Annotated in this window: 15 protein-coding genes; 6 read left to right on the forward strand and 9 right to left on the reverse strand. The window is 66.7% G+C overall.

Features of this window, described 5'->3' with window-relative positions:
• Positions 1–44: 44 nt before the first annotated feature.
• The 5 genes from nadC to N825_RS14270 form a co-directional block, all read right to left on the reverse strand.
• Positions 45–881: a carboxylating nicotinate-nucleotide diphosphorylase gene (gene nadC, locus N825_RS14250; protein ID WP_037452808.1), complete on the reverse strand. Its 837-nt coding sequence runs from the start codon at positions 879–881 to the stop codon at positions 45–47.
• The gene (locus tag N825_RS14255; protein WP_051512356.1) at positions 859–2,526 is read right to left on the reverse strand and encodes an L-aspartate oxidase; all 1,668 of its coding nucleotides are present in this window, start codon (positions 2,524–2,526) and stop codon (positions 859–861) included. Before N825_RS14255 ends, nadC begins: the two co-directional genes overlap by 23 nt.
• A 13-nt stretch (positions 2,527–2,539) precedes the next feature.
• Positions 2,540–3,547, reverse strand: a complete 1,008-nt coding sequence (nadA, locus tag N825_RS14260) for a quinolinate synthase NadA (protein WP_037452811.1) — start codon at positions 3,545–3,547, stop codon at positions 2,540–2,542.
• Positions 3,548–3,722: 175 nt separating this feature from the next.
• A complete protein-coding gene (locus tag N825_RS14265) occupies positions 3,723–4,490 on the reverse strand; it encodes a hypothetical protein (RefSeq protein WP_157619192.1) in 768 nt (255 codons plus the stop codon).
• 149 nt (positions 4,491–4,639) lie between these two features.
• Entirely contained in the window at positions 4,640–5,662 is a 1,023-nt protein-coding gene (locus N825_RS14270) for an NUDIX hydrolase (RefSeq protein WP_245613112.1), read from the reverse strand.
• 176 nt (positions 5,663–5,838) lie between these two features.
• Here N825_RS14270 and N825_RS14275 point away from each other — a divergent pair, with 176 nt between their 5' ends.
• Entirely contained in the window at positions 5,839–6,891 is a 1,053-nt protein-coding gene (locus N825_RS14275) for a tartrate dehydrogenase (protein ID WP_037452819.1), read from the forward strand.
• A gap of 24 nt (positions 6,892–6,915) precedes the next feature.
• Here the strand turns inward: N825_RS14275 and N825_RS14280 are convergent, their stop codons facing one another.
• The 3 genes from N825_RS14280 to N825_RS14290 form a co-directional block, all read right to left on the reverse strand.
• On the reverse strand, positions 6,916–7,227 hold the full coding sequence (locus tag N825_RS14280) for a hypothetical protein (RefSeq protein ID WP_037452822.1): 312 nt from the start codon (positions 7,225–7,227) through the stop codon (positions 6,916–6,918).
• A 59-nt stretch (positions 7,228–7,286) separates the two neighbouring features.
• Positions 7,287–9,839: a mechanosensitive ion channel domain-containing protein gene (locus N825_RS14285; RefSeq protein WP_037452825.1), complete on the reverse strand. Its 2,553-nt coding sequence runs from the start codon at positions 9,837–9,839 to the stop codon at positions 7,287–7,289.
• 127 nt (positions 9,840–9,966) lie between these two features.
• Complete coding sequence (locus N825_RS14290; RefSeq protein WP_037452828.1) at positions 9,967–10,647, reverse strand: LuxR C-terminal-related transcriptional regulator; 681 nt, start codon at positions 10,645–10,647, stop codon at positions 9,967–9,969.
• 687 nt (positions 10,648–11,334) lie between these two features.
• On the opposite strand from N825_RS14290, the gene N825_RS36515 reads away from it, so the two are divergent.
• Positions 11,335–12,141, forward strand: a complete 807-nt coding sequence (locus N825_RS36515) for a cell wall hydrolase (RefSeq protein WP_084164727.1) — start codon at positions 11,335–11,337, stop codon at positions 12,139–12,141.
• Positions 12,142–12,220: 79 nt separating this feature from the next.
• On the opposite strand, the gene N825_RS38890 is transcribed toward N825_RS36515, so the two are convergent.
• Positions 12,221–12,862 carry a terminase small subunit gene (locus tag N825_RS38890; protein ID WP_198038323.1) on the reverse strand — a complete coding sequence of 214 codons (642 nt, stop codon included), beginning with the start codon at positions 12,860–12,862 and terminating at the stop codon, positions 12,221–12,223.
• A gap of 457 nt (positions 12,863–13,319) precedes the next feature.
• Between N825_RS38890 and N825_RS14305 the strand changes: the two genes are divergently transcribed.
• The 4 genes from N825_RS14305 to N825_RS14320 all read left to right on the forward strand — a co-directional run bounded on the left by N825_RS14305 (position 13,320) and on the right by N825_RS14320 (position 16,973).
• Positions 13,320–14,279 (forward strand): N-acetylglucosamine kinase, encoded by a 960-nt coding sequence (locus N825_RS14305; protein WP_063833795.1) that lies wholly within the window; start codon positions 13,320–13,322, stop codon positions 14,277–14,279.
• Positions 14,276–15,187, forward strand: coding sequence for an amino acid ABC transporter permease (locus N825_RS14310; RefSeq protein WP_037452835.1), 912 nt, complete (start codon positions 14,276–14,278; stop codon positions 15,185–15,187). The genes N825_RS14305 and N825_RS14310 overlap by 4 nt, the downstream gene beginning before the upstream one ends.
• Complete coding sequence (locus N825_RS14315) at positions 15,187–16,002, forward strand: amino acid ABC transporter ATP-binding protein (protein WP_084164729.1); 816 nt, start codon at positions 15,187–15,189, stop codon at positions 16,000–16,002. The genes N825_RS14310 and N825_RS14315 overlap by 1 nt, the downstream gene beginning before the upstream one ends.
• A gap of 62 nt (positions 16,003–16,064) precedes the next feature.
• Positions 16,065–16,973 carry an ABC transporter substrate-binding protein gene (locus N825_RS14320; RefSeq protein WP_051512358.1) on the forward strand — a complete coding sequence of 303 codons (909 nt, stop codon included), beginning with the start codon at positions 16,065–16,067 and terminating at the stop codon, positions 16,971–16,973.
• Positions 16,974–17,005: the final 32 nt, after the last annotated feature.

Here is a 17,005-nt window from a genome sequence, read left to right on the forward strand (position 1 = left end):
CCCGGTGATCGGGGGCTCCCGTTCCGGAGCCCCCGATCACCGGGTCACTCGAAATCCAGGCCGACGTCGAAGTTGGTGACGCTGTGGGTCAGCCAGCCGACAGAGATCATGTCAACGCCGGTTTCCGCCACGGCCCGCACCGTCTCGGCGGTGATGTTGCCCGACGCCTCGGTCAGCATCCGGCCATCCACCATCCGCACGGCGTCGCGCAGCTGGTCCGGCCGCATGTTGTCGAGCAGGACGGCATCGACCCTCAGCGCCAGCAGCTCCACCAATTGCTCCAGGGTATCGACCTCGACCTCGATCTTGACCATGTGGCCGAGCCCGGCGCGGGCGGCGGCCACCGCCGCGTGGATCCCGCCGGCGGCGACCAGATGGTTGTCCTTGATCAGGACGGCGTCATCCAGGCCGAAGCGGTGGTTGCTGCCTTCCCCCTGGCGCACCGCCTCCTTCTCCAGCGCGCGGAGGCCGGGGGTCGTCTTGCGGGTGCAGGTGATCCGCGCCTTGCATCCCTCGACCGCCTGGACAAGGCCACGCGTCGCGGTCGCGATGCCGCAGAGGCGACCCAGCAGGTTCAGGGCGGTGCGTTCCGCCGACAGGATTGGCCGGGCGGCGCCCCACACCACCGCCAGCGTGTCGCCGGGAAGCACGTCGCTCCCGTCGGGTGTCAGGATCTCGATCGACAGCGTGGGGTCGAGCAGGCGGAAGGCCGAGAGCGAGACGGTCAACCCGGCGACGCGGCCGGGGCGCCGGGCCACCAGCTTGGCGCGCGCCGTGGCACTGGCCGGGACGACGGTGTCGGTCGTCAGATCCCCGGCGCGGCCGAGATCCTCCAGCAGCGCCGCCCGGACGAGCGGTTCATAGACCAACGGGTACGGCATGGCGGGCCTCCTTCGGGTACGGGATGGCATCGGAGCGGTCCAGGTCTCCCAAGGTGAGGAAACTCCGGCGCCGTGAGGCTTCCAAGGCTTGGGGAAAGTCGGAGCGGTGATGGGCGCCGCGGCTCTCCTCGCGGCACAGGGCCGCGTGGGTGATCAGCTTCGCCACCAGCAGGAGGTTGCGGACCTCGCCCCAGGCGACGGTCTGGGCGAAGGTGCCGGTGCCGCCGCTGACGAAGTCGAACGCCGTCCGCAGGTCTTCGATCAGGTTTAGTCCCTGGGCCAGCCCCTGCCCGTCCCGCGACAAACCGACATGGTCGTACATCACGCCGCGGAGTTGACGGCGGAGCAGCGCCAGCGCGGTTTCCGATCCGCCGGCGGCGGGAACCTCCGGCACCGCGATTGGGGGAAGCGGGCCATCGTCCCCGGAGGCCAGGATCGCCCGCGCCACCCGGTCGCCGAACACCAGGGCTTCCAGCAGCGAATTGCTGGCGAGCCGGTTGGCGCCGTGGACCCCCGTGTCGGCCGTCTCGCCGCAGGCGTAAAGCCCGGCGACGCTTGTCCGTCCCGCAGCGTCCGTGACCACGCCGCCCATGTGGTAATGGGCGGCGGGCGCCACCGGAACAGGCTCCGTCCAGGGGTCGATGCCGGCTTCGGCGCAGAGGCCGAGCACCGTCGGGAAGTGGCTGGCGTCGTGGGCGAGCACGGCGCGGAGGTCGAGCGTGACCCGTTCCCCCGCGGCGACCCGGCGCCAGACTGCGCGGGCGACGATGTCGCGTGGCGCGAGTTCGGCGTCGGGATGCTCGGCCGGCATGAAGCGGCGGCCGGCACCGTCGAGCAGCACCGCCCCCGCCCCGCGCAGGGCCTCGGTCAACAACGGCAGCGGCCGGCCCGAGCCGTCGCCGGCCGCCAGCGCGGTCGGGTGGAACTGGACGAACTCCAGATCGCCCAGCACCGCCCCGGCGCGCGCCGCCATCGCCAGCCCGTCGCCGGTGTTCTCCACCGGGTTGGTGGTGTGCAGGAAGACACCGCCGGTCCCGCCGGTCGCCAGCACGACCTGGGCGGCGCGGTGGAAGACCCAGCCAGCCTCGGCGTGGCGGGCCAGGACGCCCCGGACCCGCCCGTCGCGGACGACGAGATCGTGGGCGAAGGCCTCGGCCATGACGGTGATCGAGGGGGTGCGGCGGACCCGTTCTACCATTTCGTGGACCAGGACGCGGCCGGTCGCGTCACCCCCGGCATGGACGATGCGGGCGCGGCCATGGGCGGCCTCGCGCCCGAGCGATGGCGTGCCATCCGCCGCGAGGTCGAACGGAAAGGCGGCTGCCAACAACCGGCGGACCCGCTCCGCCCCCTCGGCGGCCAGGATGCCGGCCATCACGGCGTCGGCGATGCCGGCGCCGGCCTTGACGGTATCGGCGGCGTGGTCGGCCGGGTCGTCGCCCGCCCCGATCGCGGCGGCGACGCCGCCCTGGGCGTGGGGGCTCGATCCGCCAGCCAGTTCCGCTGTCTTGGTCAGCAGCGTGACCGGCCGGGGGGAGAGACGGAGCGCCGCGGTCAGTCCGGCGAGGCCGGAGCCGATCACCACCGTTCCGGCGTCGCGGATGCCCGGCAGGCCCCTGCCCCGCCGGTCTCGATAAGTTGCCATGGCTTGTTTCCCCTCAACGTCCGACCGCGATCATCCGCTCGACCGCGACGCGCGCCCGGTCGGCGACGGCGGGATCGATCTCGACGCGCGGTTCCATCGTCTGGAGGCTCTCCAGGATGTTGGAGAGCGTGATGCGCTTCATGTGCGGGCACAGATTGCAGGGGCGGATGAACTCCACGTCCGGCAAGCCGGTCGCGACGTTGTCGCTCATCGAGCATTCGGTGACCATCAGCACGCGGGCCGGCCGGTGGTCGCCGACATAATCGATCATCTGGGCGGTCGAGCCGACGAAGTCGGAGGCAGCCAGCACGTCCGGCGGGCATTCCGGATGGGCGATGATGGTCAGGCCATCGAACCTGGCCCGGTACTCGCGAAGCTGGTCGCCCGTGAAGCGCTCATGGACCTCGCAATGTCCTTTCCAGGCGATGATCCCCACCTTGGTCTGGGTCGCGACATACTTGGCGAGGTATTCGTCCGGCAGGAACAGGACGCGGTCGACGCCGAGGCTTTCCACCACCTGTACCGCGTTGCCCGAGGTGCAGCAGATGTCCGACTCCGCTTTGACGTCGGCGGAGGTGTTGACGTAGGTCACGACCGGCACGCCCGGATACCGTTGCCTCAGCAGCCGGATGTCGGCACCCGTGATGCTGTCGGCCAGCGAGCAGCCCGCCGACATGTCCGGCATCAGGACGATCTTGCCAGGGTTCAGCAGCTTGGCCGTCTCCGCCATGAAGTGGACGCCCGCCATGACGATGACATCCGCGTCCGCCGTCGCGGCCTTGCGGGCCAGCGCCAGACTGTCGCCGACGATATCGGCGACGCCGTGGAAGATCTCCGGCGTCTGGTAGTTGTGCGCCAGCACGACGGCGTTGCGCTCGCGCTTCAAGCTGTTGATGGCGTGGATCAACGGCGCGTGGAACGGCCATTCCACGGCGGGGACGACCCTGCTCATGCGCTCGAAGATCGGAGCGGTGGCCTTGGCGACCTCGGGCGTGTAGGCGAGTGCGGCAGCTGCGGACATGGCTTGGTTCCAACTCCCAATGACGGCTATTTCTGCTCTATCTGAGCACATCTGATTTATAATCTCAATGAGTATATTTGCTATATGCTCATTATGAGCTTATTAGACGGCAAGAAATAGGGGCGGCCGCCGTGGCGACCGCCCCCTCAGGTGAAAGCCAAGCCTTCGCGGAAGATCAGGGAGGTGTCGCCTGCGCCATAGCGACGCCGCCGCCCATGATGAAGACGTCCAGCGGCAGCGCGTTCAGCGAACCGTCGGTCCGGCTGACCAGGACCAGGAAGCCGGCAGCGACGCCGTCACGGCTGACGCGGACCACCAGATCCTCGACCGGCGGGCCAGCCACATCGACGGAGGCGATCACCTCCATGGTCCAGGTGGATTGACCGCGCGCCAGGATGACCCGGCGGTCGCCGATCTCGACATGGTCGGAACCGATGCCGGCCAGCCGAGCGGCCTTGACCGCCCACGCCGGTGCCAGTGACTGGAGCGACGCCGGGTCCAGCCGGGTGAACACCGCCTGCCCCAGGCCCGCCAGCGTCGACAGGTGCTGCTCCGGCTCGCGGGCAGTGTGGAGGACGCGCAGCACGGCGCAATCGCGATAGGCCGACGCCAACGGATGGCTGTTCAACGCCCGGGCCCGTCCATCATGCCCGGACAACGCCATGAAGCCGGCGCAGCTGTCGGTCTTATACCGGCCATCGGCAGTCTCGACTTCGATCAGCGGCCGCGTGGCGGCCATCGCCTGAGTGTAATGCTCGAGCTTGTTCCGCAGATCGGGATCCAGGATGCCGGAGAACTTGCTTTCCTCGGCGCCTTCGGAGGCTGGTGCCGTCGAGCCCAGGGTGGCGATGACGAACAGCACCAGCAGGAAAAGACCGGTGATGATGACCCGGTATAGCGGGAACGGACGATCCATCTCGGGCAGGGAAGGTGAAGGGGGCATGGCTGGCCTTGCTGCTTCTGATCACGCCGACAACGGCTATGTTGCATTGCAGCATAAGACCTACCCCAAAGCCAGATCCCGCACCATGCGCCAAGGCGCCACACTGCCATGTGCCACAGGCATGCGTGGTAGGCGGGTGTGACGCCGCCTCACCCGGCCTCGCCATCCTCCCGTGCCGCCGTGGACGGTGCGCGTTCCCGCAGCACGTCGCGGCGGAACCGGAACAGCTCGGCCGGGCGTCCGCCCGTCCTGCTTTCCCGCTGGCCGGTCGGCTCGACCAAGCCGCCGGCCACCATCAGGCGGCGGAAGTTCTGCTTGTGCAGCACGGCGCCGGATAGCGCCTCCACCACCTGCTGGAGCCGGAACAGCGTGAAGGTCGGCGGCAGCAGTTCGAACACCAACGGCCGGTACCTCAACTTGCCGCGCAACCGGCTCAGCGCCGCCGCCAGGATGCGGCGGTTGTCCGACGCCATCGGCTTGCCCAGGGCCCGCGGCGTCTCGGCCACCAGCGCCGCCATCGGGTCCTCGGCGCCGGCCAGCCGGATCGCCTCGCGGTCGCGCCGCGCCTCGACCAGCAGGCCCGCCTCGTAGAGCAGTTCGTAGCGGTCGAGCGCGCGGTCGAAGTCCCACGGCGCGTCCGTCGCGTCCGGCCCGAAGCAGAGGACGACACGCTCGGAGCGCCGCCGCCGCTCGCTCTCGTCGTCCGTCCGGCCGACCCAGCGCGACAAGGCCGGGCGGATGACCCGCTCGATCAGCGGCGGCCGCCCCGTCCGCCAATCCTCCCAGGGCAGGAACTCGTACCAGTCGCGCCACTCGGCATCGCCGGCCCCGGAAAGCGGCGCCTCCTGGACCAGCGTCAGGTAGCCGACCGACACGACGCGGGGGCCACCGGCCAGTTCGCCATGATCGCGATAGCGGTCGCCGAAGGTATAGAGCTGCTCGACATAGCGGAGCGGCAGACCGCTCAGCCGCTCGACCCAGGACCGCAATCCGCTCTCCAGCGTGCGGTGAAGCCCCGGATCGAAGGGGCCCGACGGCAGCGCGTCGCGGTGGGGCGCCGGCATGCCTTCCACCCCCTCCACCGGCAGCGGCGGCGTTGGTGTCCGCACCACCAGGACGCGCGGCGTGTCGCCCGTCACGGCGACCACCACCGCCGTCAGTCCGATCACCATGGCATCCATGCGAGACGACCCCGATCCTCAAAGCTCCTGGAGCCCGTGTTTGGCAGCGCGGCCTTGGATTTACAAGGTCATACGGGGCATCGCGGCGGCGGTTGCCGAATTCCGGCTTTACCGAGGGGGTCGATCGGGGTTCATATGCGGCGCCAGAAAAACAGAGGAAAAAAGCCATGGCGAAGTACAGGATTGCCGTGATCCCCGGTGACGGCATCGGCAAGGAGGTCATGCCGGAGGGCATCCGGGTGCTCGACACCATCGCCGCCCGGTTCGGCATCGAATTCACCTGGGACCATCTGGACTGGAGCTGCGACCGTTACCACAGCGACGGCGCCATGATGCCCGCCGATGGCCTGGATACCATCAAGGGACATGACGCGATCTATCTCGGCGCCGTGGGGTGGCCGACCGTGCCGGACCATGTGTCGCTGTGGGAACTGCTGATCCCGATCCGGCGCGACTTTCAACAATACGTCAACCTGCGCCCGGTCCGCCTGTTCGACGGCGTGCCCTGCCCGCTCGCCGGCCGGCCGGAGATCGATTTCTGGATCGTGCGCGAGAACAACGAGGGAGAGTATTCGGAAATCGGCGGCAGGCTTTACGCCGGGACAGACGCCGAGATGGCCGTGCAGCAAAACGTGTTCACACGGCGGGGCGTTGACAGGGTCATGCGATACGCCTTTGAGTTGGCCAAATCAAGGCCGAACAAGCACCTGACCTCCGCGACGAAATCGAACGGCATCATCCACACCATGCCGTTCTGGGACGAGCGGTTCAAGGTGATGGGCGAGGCCTATCCGGAGGTCAGGACCGACCAGTACCACATCGACATCCTGACCGCGCATTTCGTCCGCAACCCGTCGCGGTTCGACGTGGTGGTGGGCAGCAACCTGTTCGGTGACATCCTGTCGGACCTGGGTCCGGCGGTCACTGGCACGATCGGCATCGCGCCGTCCGCCAACATCAATCCCGAGCGCGACTTCCCGTCGATGTTCGAGCCGGTCCACGGCTCGGCTCCCGACATCGCGGGCAAGGGCATCGCCAACCCGATCGGTCAGATCTGGTCGGGCGCCATGATGCTGGACCATCTGGGTCACCCGGACGCGGGCCGAGCCATCGTCAAGGCGATCGAGCGGGTCCTGACCCAGCCGGAGTTGCTGACGCCCGACATGGGCGGCAAGGCCACCACCGCCGGGCTGGGCAAGGCGGTCGCCGACGCGCTTTAGGCGTAGGCCAGGTTTGGCCGGGGGTCAGCGGCGGGTGGTGTCGTCCAGCACGACATAGTCCACGTCGGTCAGGATCTCCGGCTGGCCCTTGGGCTGGGGACCCGCCGATTGGCGTTGCCGCCTTTGCTGGACGGGAGCCGGCATCACCTTGCGCAGCACGCCGCGCGCCGCCGCGATCGCCAGCACCAGGCTCAGCACGAGCAGGGAGATCGGCAGCGCCAGCAGCAGGAGCAACGGCACGACCAATCCCTTGAACCAGTTCGGGACGACCGGTCGCCGGGGCTCTGGGCCAAAGAATTGCTCATAGGCGTACATGGCGGACAGTTCCTCTTCCATTCGGACAACCGGATATCACGGCTTATATAAGCTCTCCGTCATGGCGAAACTGGGGCATTTCACCTTGAACCAACATTACCCGTCCATGAATTCGGTGTAATGGTTTCCAGCTGGGACGCCGCGGGCGGTTGCCGGGGCGGCGATCGCCGGTCCAGGAAATCCCGCAGGCCGTCGAGCTGCGGGATGTGCATGACCTGCTGGTTGAACGGGATGGCGATGCCCGCCCGGTCGAAGGACTCCGCGATGGCGAACCGGAGGTCGCTGGCGGTGGGCAGGAAGAAATCGACATCCGGGATGAAGCAGCGCAACTCGAAGTCCAGCGAGCTGGCGCCGAAATCCTTGAAGACCACCATCGGCGCCGGCATCGTGGCGACGCGGGGATGGGCGGTGGCGCAGGCCAGCAGGGTTTCCCGCACCAGCTTGAGGTCCGAGCCGTACTCGACCCCGATCTTGATATCGATCCGGCCGAACTTGTCCTTGAAAGTCCAGTTGACCACCGCCTTGGACACCAGTTCGGAGTTGGGGATGATCACCGAGGCGCGCTGGAAGGTCTGAAGCTCGGTCGCGCGGACGCTGATGCGCTTGACCACGCCCTCCATGTCGCCGACCACGACCCAGTCGCCGACCTTGATCGGGCGCTCGACCAGCAGGATCAGGCCGGCGGCGAAGTTGCTGACGACGTTCTGGAGGCCGAAACCGATGCCGACCGACAGGGCGCCGGCGATCAGCGCCAGGTTGGACAGGTCGAGCCCCAACGCCCCGATCGCCACCAGCAGCGCCACCATGAACCCGAAATAGCCGACGCCGGTCTTGATCGAGTTCTGGACGCCCCGGTCGATCTGGAGCCGCTGGAGCACCCGGACATCCAGCACCCGTTGGACGTGGCGGGTGACCATGACCGCGGCGCTGAACAGCAGGATCGCCGCGATGATGTCGGCCGGAGCCAGCCGGACCCCACCGACCGTGACGCCGCGCATGAAGGTGTCGACGAAGCCCTGGAGTTCCGTCCAGTCGATGCCGCTGAGCGGCAGCAGGATCACGGCGGCCAAGGCGATCAGGCCAACGTCGATCATGACCCTGGCGCACCAGTCCGCCGCCTGGACGCCCTTCTCCGACCGGACCAGCAGGCGGCGCAACTCGGCGAGGGGACCCCGCTCGCGCTCCATCACCATCGCGACGCCCTCGTGGGCGACGCCCCGGAGCGGCAGCAGCAAGCCGGCGACGGCGATGGTGGCCAGGGCCAGCATGCCGACATAGATCGACAAGTTGTGGAAACCGGCGATCGAGGCGCCTAGCGTCGCCAGGGCGATGACGCCGCCAATGTGGCGGAGTTGGACCCAGGATCCACCGGACGGTTCCGGTCCGGCATCGCGGCCGGCCTCGGGCGCCGGCCCCGCCGAACGCGGCACCCAGAGCTTGCCCGGCAGCAGGAACATCAGCGTCGCGGTGGCCAGCAGCATGGTGCCGAAGCCGGTGACCGCCTGAAGCTCCGGCGGCGACAGCATGGTCCGTTGAAGCACGACGGCGCCGCCGGCCACGCCGACACCGACCGCGAATAGGGTGATCCGGTTGACCAGGGACCGAGCCGGGACTGGATCGAGCGCGCTCAACCGCCACGCCGGACGGTCGGGCGCCAGGATCGCGGCGGCCAAGCCGGAGAAGAACAGGAAGAAGGCCGCTCCTCCCGCCGCGGCGGCGATCAGGGCCTGCAAGGGCAGTGTCTTCGGATCGCCCGCCATGATCTGGCGCAGCGCCAGGGCCAAGGCGACGGTGGGGAGGACCGTCAAGAGGCAGCGTCCCACGACCTCGACCGCCAGGGCGACGACACGTTGCCGCCGCGTGGGATGTGTGATGTCCCGCCGCCGCCCGAACCGTCCGAGCAACCAGCGCCGCACCGGCCACGCGAGGCCCAGCGCCACCAGGAACGCGGCGGCCAGTTCGAAGCCTTGATCGGCCCAGGCCGGATCATCCGCGGTGGCGGAGAAGGCCTGCGACACCCTGTCGCGTAGAAACGCGGCTTGTGGCGGTAGCGCGGTCCAGGTCGATCGGTTGAGCGGCAAGGGTCCGCGCTTGAACAGGGTATCGGTGAACTGCCGCATCCTCTTGTCGGTGGCGGTCCGCATCAGGATGTCCGCGCGCGTCGCGATCAGTTCGGCCTGCCGCCCCCGCCCATCCAGCTCGGCGATGATCCTGGCGAGGCGCTGGCGTTCCGCCGCGACGGCGGCGGCTTCCGCCAGCGCGCCCTCGGCTGGGGGAGCGCCCAGCGCTTCGGCCAATTGCTGGTTGACCGCCATCTCCGTCACGGCGGCCGCCGTCGCTTGGTGGGCCTGCTCGAGCAGCCCGGAAAGCTCCATGCGAAGCGTCTGGTATTCGGCTTCGTCCAACGCGCCGCGCGCCACCCGGTTCGCCGCCTTCTCCAGCGCCGCTTGCCACCCGGCCAAAGCCGCCTTGAACTCGATGGGTGCAGCCGGGGCCGTCTGCGCGCCCGCGGGTGAAATGACCGACAAAGCCGTGAGGAGCAGGAGCGCCAAAATGAAAACCGTCCGCGACGGCTGTCGCGGACGGTGGAACCACACGGAGGGCGGCTTGCGCATCTGGATAATCAAACCCATGGCTGAAAAACCGGCCAAGCCGGATGCGCTTTTCTAGCATGCCTCCCAAGTGACGGCTGAGATTTTATGGTGTCGCGGACAGGACCAACACGCGGATGGAACCGAAGGCGCGGAACGGCCTGCCCGACTAGGCCGGAACGGCCTGGAGCCTGCGGGTGGCGGGCATGTCGCCGGACATCGACTGTTCCGGCGTGATGCCGTTGTTCATGGCCCAGATCGCCGCCTGGGTGCGGTTGTTGACATCGATCTTGCGCAGCAGGGTCTTGAGGTGGACCTTGACCGTCGCCTCGGTGATGCCGAGCTTGTTGGCGATCAGCTTATTGCTGGCGCCCATCACGAGATGCTGGAGGATCTCACGCTCGCGACCCGACAGGCCACGCCACGAACCCTGCGGAGCCGGAGCAGAGATCTGGGTCAGCAGCAGGGCTGCGAGGTTGGTCGGGAACACCTTCTCGCCGATGACGACGAGCTGGAGCGACTGGATCAGAGCCTCCGGGGATACGTCCTTCAACAGGTAACCGTCGGCGCCGGCGCCCATGGCGGCCTTGAGCCGGTCAGCGGAAAGTTCGGAGGCGAGGACGACGATCCTGGCATCGGGAAAGCCGGCGCGCAGCTGGGACAGGGTCTCGTCGGCATCGACGGGGTAGTCCACGATGACCAGCTTGGACTTGACGGACTCGGCTTCCACCGCCTGCTGGATCGAAGCGTACTCGCTGACGAGATGGAACGGGCTGTCAGCCAGCAGGTGCTTGATGCCTTCGCGGAACAGGCGATTCGGTTCGATCAGGATCGTGTCGTGTTCGGTCATCTGGAATTCCCTCAAATCAGCGCATTGGTGTGTCATAAGCGTATCGTTTCTTGCGATAAAGGAAGAAACGCCGCCATTGGAGGCATTCAAGTCCGCTCACTCCGAGGGGTCTCTACCTCTCTTGAGCGCATAATGCTTGCTGCCTTTGCTGTGGTCAACATTTGTTTAACGGCTTTTTAACCGCTTTTTCGGATAGACCTGCCCTCTCGTGTCTAAAACGGAGGGCCTAGTACTTTGGATGGGTCTAACTCCTAGGCAACGTCAAAACGCCCGCCGGCCCGGGGCCGCGGCATCCGATTCCCTCTAAAGGAGTGCCATGGAGCTTCCGAAGGCTCCGATTTCAGCCCATGCCAACCGACAGAAGCATGAACACCAAAATCGCGGTAATCGTCCCAGCCATCAAATAGACCGGCGGAAGACCATCTTGGTTGCGATTTTTGTTGGTTTTCATCGTGACCTCCAGAGTGTGGAAGTTGTGACACGTTGTGACTTATGGAAAATTTATCGTAGTCGCGGCTTATGTGGGAGCCAAGGAAAACCGCGATTTCGGTCAGCCAAACTGCCCGATTCGTCTGGTTCCGCATCCGGTAGGATAGCGGAACAAGGTTAACCTCAAGGCTGTTGCCGACACGGTTGACGAGGGCGCCTGGACGCTCCCGGCGACTCCAAACAGCCGGAGGCGACGTGATGCCGATACCTGACTGGACACCCCTGCTCACCGTGATTCAGATGATTTCGGCGGTGGCCTCGTGGCATCCGGACGCGGCCTCGATCGATCGTAACGACGCCTTGTGCCTCGCGCGCAACATTTACTTCGAGGCCCGCGGGGAAAGCTCGCAAGGACAATACGCGGTCGCCGCCGTGACGATGAACAGGGTGCGCGAGCGGCGCTGGCCCGACGGCATCTGCGGTGTCGTCTATCAAAGCAAGCAGTTCTCCTGGACGATCACAAGGCCAGCCTCCCGCCCGACGCAAATCCAGGATCGCGTGGCTTGGGCGCGCGCGGCGGAGGTGGCGGTGCTGTCGCTGGTGGGGCTGGCACCCGATCACAGCCGGGGCGCCACCCACTACGTGGCGCCGAAACGGTTGCGGCGGATGCCGGTTTGGACGGCGGCGATGGATGTCAGTCACAGGATCGACGGACATGTGTTCTTTTCCGAACGGCGTGGCAAACAAGGGCCGCGCAGGAACGCTCCCCGGTTGACCGTGGTGGCGGACGCGGGTGGTGGCATTGGGCTCGTGGTTCCCCCGACGCTGGTCGCCGAGATGAGGCGGTCGGTCGAATCCATCGGTGTCCCGGGAACGTGCGGCACGCTTCGCCTGCTGCCAACCGTCAATGTCGAGGCCGCGCTGCTGGACGAGCCGGACTTGGCGGGCGAAACGCGGCGGCGTCCGGTGAGGCGTTTCCCGGAGCCACAACCCTGGAGCATCGCGGCGGACGGCATGCTGGATCGCAGGATCAGGTCGGGCGCGCGGCGGGTTCGGGCGGCTTGATGTGACGGACTTGATGACCAGCACCAGCTTGGAAAATGCCCCAAAAGGTCATTGAAGGTCATCATCTTCGCGGCGCGGGTCATCGTAAGCCGTGATCCTCGCGGCGTTCGGGCCAGCGTTCCCGGGGCAGGATCTCGAAATCGGCGTCGAAGAAGCCGGTCGCTGGAGCGCGATCGAAAAGCTGCTTCCTCAGCGCGGGAGGCAGCCGTTCCATCGCGTCGAAGCAGCCCACGATCCGCTTTGCCTTCGCCTCCACAATCCCTTCCGGTTGCTCGGACACCCCAGACGGCGCCGCTGCGGCTGACGGATCGGAAGGAGGTTCGGAAGGCGGTTCGGGCTTGCGGGATTTGGCGCGTGGCGCGTTGAGGCCTCGGAACCGGGCGATCTGGTCCGCCGCCCGGAGGACGGCGGAGTGGTTGCCCTTTTCCAAGGCGTCGTACATCATCCGCTTCAGCACGGCGACGAGTTCGTCCAACTCCTCCTGTCGGCGCTGGTCCGCCTCGTCGATCAACTCGGTGACACGCGTGGCGACACGTTCATCCGCAATGAGACGCGACCCGGCCTGACGCGCGGTATCCCACGAATGGCCGGAGCGCCGCGCGGCTTCCGCGAGGTCGTGACCGGCGGCGACGAGACGGGCGAAAGCCTCGTGCGCGGGAGGCAGGGCGCATGGGAGCGCGTTAGCTGGTTTCGAGGCTGGGAGTGTGTTTGCTTCTGGCATGATGGGATGATCTCCAGCGAGTCTGAATAGGCTTTTTATCTCATAAACCATAGGATTACAATCTATTTGGGTTTTCGTCGCGACTCATGAAGCTTGCAACAGGCACCCTACATGTAAAACGGGCGCAAAACACTGTTCATTTACAATACTGGATATGCTTAGTTTTCTCGTAGGTCGGCTAGAGCGAAGCAGCAGCCGACAGACAGGAGTTTTTGGAGTGATTTCGGCTGCCGCTTCGCTCTAGCCGACCTACACTAAAATGAATTTTTCTGTGAACCATACGATTTCGCAAAGCGAATGACTTGATTTTGACCATAAATTTATTCATTGGGCGCCTAGGTCACATTGGCTGCCAGGAAGATCGAACCAAGATGTTCCGACCCCGCAAACACCCTTGTCACCCCCTCGAGAGTTAGTTAAGCTTCCTAACTGCTAGCGGAACATAGGGGATGGCGTGTTGAGGGACGGGGCTGTCATCGGAATCGATATCGGGGGGACCAAGACGCATGTCGTCGTGGCGCGCGGCGGCGCGACGCTGGTCGATAGGACGATTCCCACGGTCGATTGGCGGGAGCGGGAAGCGGCGGCGGACGCGGCCAGCCTCGCCAGGCTGATCCAATCGATCGGCCCCGACGGATTGGAGCCGGCGGTCACCGTGATCGGCGCCCATGGCTGCGATCACGCCGAGGAATGCCTCGTGTTCCAAGGATTGGTCGCCACGCATCTGCCGGGCGCCGTGCTCGTGCTCAACGACAGCGAGTTGCTGCTGCCGGCCGCCGGACACGAGGCCGGCATCTCGGTGATCGCCGGGACCGGGTCGATCGCGGTCGCCCGGCTGCCGAATGGGACGATGCTGACTGCCGGGGGTTGGGGCTGGCTGCTGGGCGACGAGGGCAGCGCCAGCGGCTTGGTGCGGACCGCCGCACGCGCCGTGCGGGACGCCGCCGATCTGGGCCGGGCATCCGACGCGCTGGAGGCCAACCTGATGGCCTCGTTGGGGTTGAGCGATCCGACGGCCTTGGGCAGGACGCTGTCGAACGAGGGGTCGGCGGCCCGGATCGGGCGCCACGTGCCGGCAGTGTTCGCCGCCGCCGAGTCCGGCTCCCTCCTGGCCAACAAGGTGATCATCGAAGGCGGCCGCGAGTTGGCGCGGCTGGTCGGACGGCTGGTGCGGCGGGGCGCCGAGGGTGGGCAGGTCGTCGCCGGTGGCGGCGTCATCGCGCGCCAGCCCGCCTTGATGGCCGCCTTCCAGGACGGTGTGCTGCTGGAGGCTCCAGGCTGGCGGGTCACGCTCCTGACGGCGCCGCCGGTGCTGGGCGCCATCCACTTGGCGGAGCGGCTGTCGAGGGGCGAGACGATCGGCCATTTGCCGCCACCGAGTTCCGGCGGCGATCGAGGTTACAGGAGGACCGGATGACCACCACCGCGGGAGAGGCAGGAGTGGGAAGGTCGGACGACGTCCGCGACAAACGGATCGTACCCCGGCGGAATTGGGGCGAGTGGATCCTCGCGGCGCTCCTGATGCTTGGGGTGGGCGGGTTCGCCCTCCTCGTCGCCAGCAGTCCCAACGTCGCGTGGAGCGCCATCGGCGAATACCTGTTCGATCCCACGATCATCGAGGGGATCAAGCTGACGCTGTTGTTCACCGTCCTGGCGATGGTGATCAGCATCGTGGCCGGCGTCGTGATCGCCATGATGCGGCTGTCGTCCAACCCCGTGCTGTCGGGTTTCGCCAGCGTCTATATCTGGTTCTTCCGGGGCACGCCGCTGCTGGTCCAGATCATCTTCTGGTTCAACATCCAGCTGTTCATTCCCAGCATCGACATCGGCCCGATCCATCTGGAGACCAACACGCTGATCTCCGCCTTCACGGCTGCGCTGCTGGCGCTGAGCCTGAACGAGACCGCCTACATGGCCGAGATCGTCCGAGGCGGCTTGCTGGCGGTGGACAAGGGACAGAGCGAGGCGGCGACCGCGCTTGGCTACACGCCGTTCCAGACGCTGACGCGCGTGGTGCTGCCCCAGGCGTTGCGGGTGATCATCCCGCCGGTCGGCAACCAGACCATCTCGATGCTCAAGACCACGTCGCTGGTCTCGGTCGTGGCGGCCCAGGATCTGCTGACCCGCGTCCAGAACATCTACGCCAAGAACTTCCTGATCATCGAACTGCTGCTGGTCGCCAGCATCTGGTACCTGGTCATGACCACGGTCGCGTCGCTGGTCCAGGGCTGGATCGAACGCCGCTTGGGACAGTCGGAAAGCGAGCCGCCACGGCTGTGGCGCGCCTTCCGCCGGCTGTCCGCCGCCATGGGGAGCAAGGGCTGATGAGCGCCATGCCGACACCGGCGTCCACGCCGGAACCATCCCGTTCCAAAGCCGCCGGGCCGATGGTCGAGGCGATCGGGGTGCGCAAGAGCTTCGGCGCGGTCGAGGTGCTTTCCGGCATCGACATGACCATCCTGCCGCGCGAGGTGGTCTGTCTGCTGGGGCCATCCGGCAGCGGAAAATCGACGCTGCTGCGCTGCATCAACCATCTGGAGAAGCTGAGCGGCGGCCGCATCCTGGTCGACGGCGAGCTGATCGGCTATCGCGAGCGGGGCGACCGCCTCCACGAGCTGGGCAGTGCCGAGCTGGCGCGCCAGCGGCGCGACATCGGGATGGTGTTCCAGCGCTTCAACCTGTTTCCCCATCTCGACGTGGTGGGAAACATCACCCAGGCCCCCATGCTGATCAAGGGCGAGAGCCGCGCGGAGGCGACCCGGCGCGCCCACGAGCTGCTGGAGATCGTCGATCTGGCGGGTAAGGCCAACGCCTATCCGCACCAGCTTTCCGGCGGGCAGCAGCAGCGCGTCGCCATCGCGCGGGCGCTGGCCATGCGGCCCAAGCTGATGCTGTTCGACGAGCCGACCTCCGCGCTGGACCCGGAACTGGTCGGCGAGGTGCTGGCGGTGATGAAGCGGCTGGCGTTGGAGGGCATGACCATGCTGGTCGTGACCCACGAGATGGGGTTCGCGCGCGAGGTCGCCGACCGCGTGATCTTCATGGACCGGGGCGTGGTGGTCGAGCAAGGGACCGCCGCCGACGTGATCGCGCGGCCCCGGCACGACCGCACCAAGGCCTTTCTCAAGCGTGTCCTGTGATGGCGGGTTTCGCCACGGTACGGCACGGCCTTTTCAAGAGTTCAAAACCGGAGGGACTAGGGATGAGCAAGTTGGGGATGATCAAGTTCAGGACCCTGTTGTGCGCGGCGGCGGCGGCTTTCGTGTTCGCCAGCGGAATGGCGGCGCAAGCGGCGGAGGTTGACCAGAAGCTCCGCGCGATGCTGCCGGAGAAGATCCGCGCCGCCGGGGAGATCAAGGTCGGCACCGACCCGCAGCAGCCGCCCTACGACTTCTACGACGAGGACAACAAGACCCTGATCGGTCTGGAGCAGGACTTGTCGAAGGAGATGGCCCAGCGGCTGGGCGTCAAGTTCACGTCGTTCCCGGCGCAGTTCGCCAGCATCATCCCGGCGATCCAGGCCGGGCGCTTCGATCTTGGCATCTCGGCCTTCGGCGACTTCATGGAGCGCGAGAAGATCCTGGACGTGATCGATTACACCCTCGAAGGCACCGGCATGATCGTGCCGGAGGGCAACCCGCACAAGATCACCAAGCTGAGCGACGCCTGCGGACTACGCGCCGGCGCCGTCCAGGGCTCCATCCCGTTGCGGCTGTTGGACAAGCAGAAGGAGCTTTGCCCGGCGGACAAGCCGCTGGAGGTGATGCAGTTCCCGTCCAACGATCAGGCCAAGGTCGCCATGCGCAGCGGCCGGGTCGACGTGGCGATGGATACGGTCGGCGTCGCGGCCTACACGCTGGCCCATCAGCCGGCCACAGGCAAGAAGCTGGAACTGGTCGAGACCGCCAAATACGCGGTCGGCTATCAGGGCATCCTGGTCGGCAAGAACAATCCCGAACTGCGCGACGCCATCGCGGCGACCCTGCAAAGCATGATCGAGGATGGGTCCTATCAAAAGATCTTCGAGAAGTGGGGCCTGACCCAGAACATGGTCGAGAAGATCACCATCAACGACGCGGCGCGCTACGCCGATTACATGAAGCTCGACTGAACCTTATCTATCGAAAAGCACAGGCTCACTCT

The organism is Skermanella stibiiresistens SB22 (genome assembly GCF_000576635.1).
Lineage (GTDB): Bacteria > Pseudomonadota > Alphaproteobacteria > Azospirillales > Azospirillaceae > Skermanella > Skermanella stibiiresistens.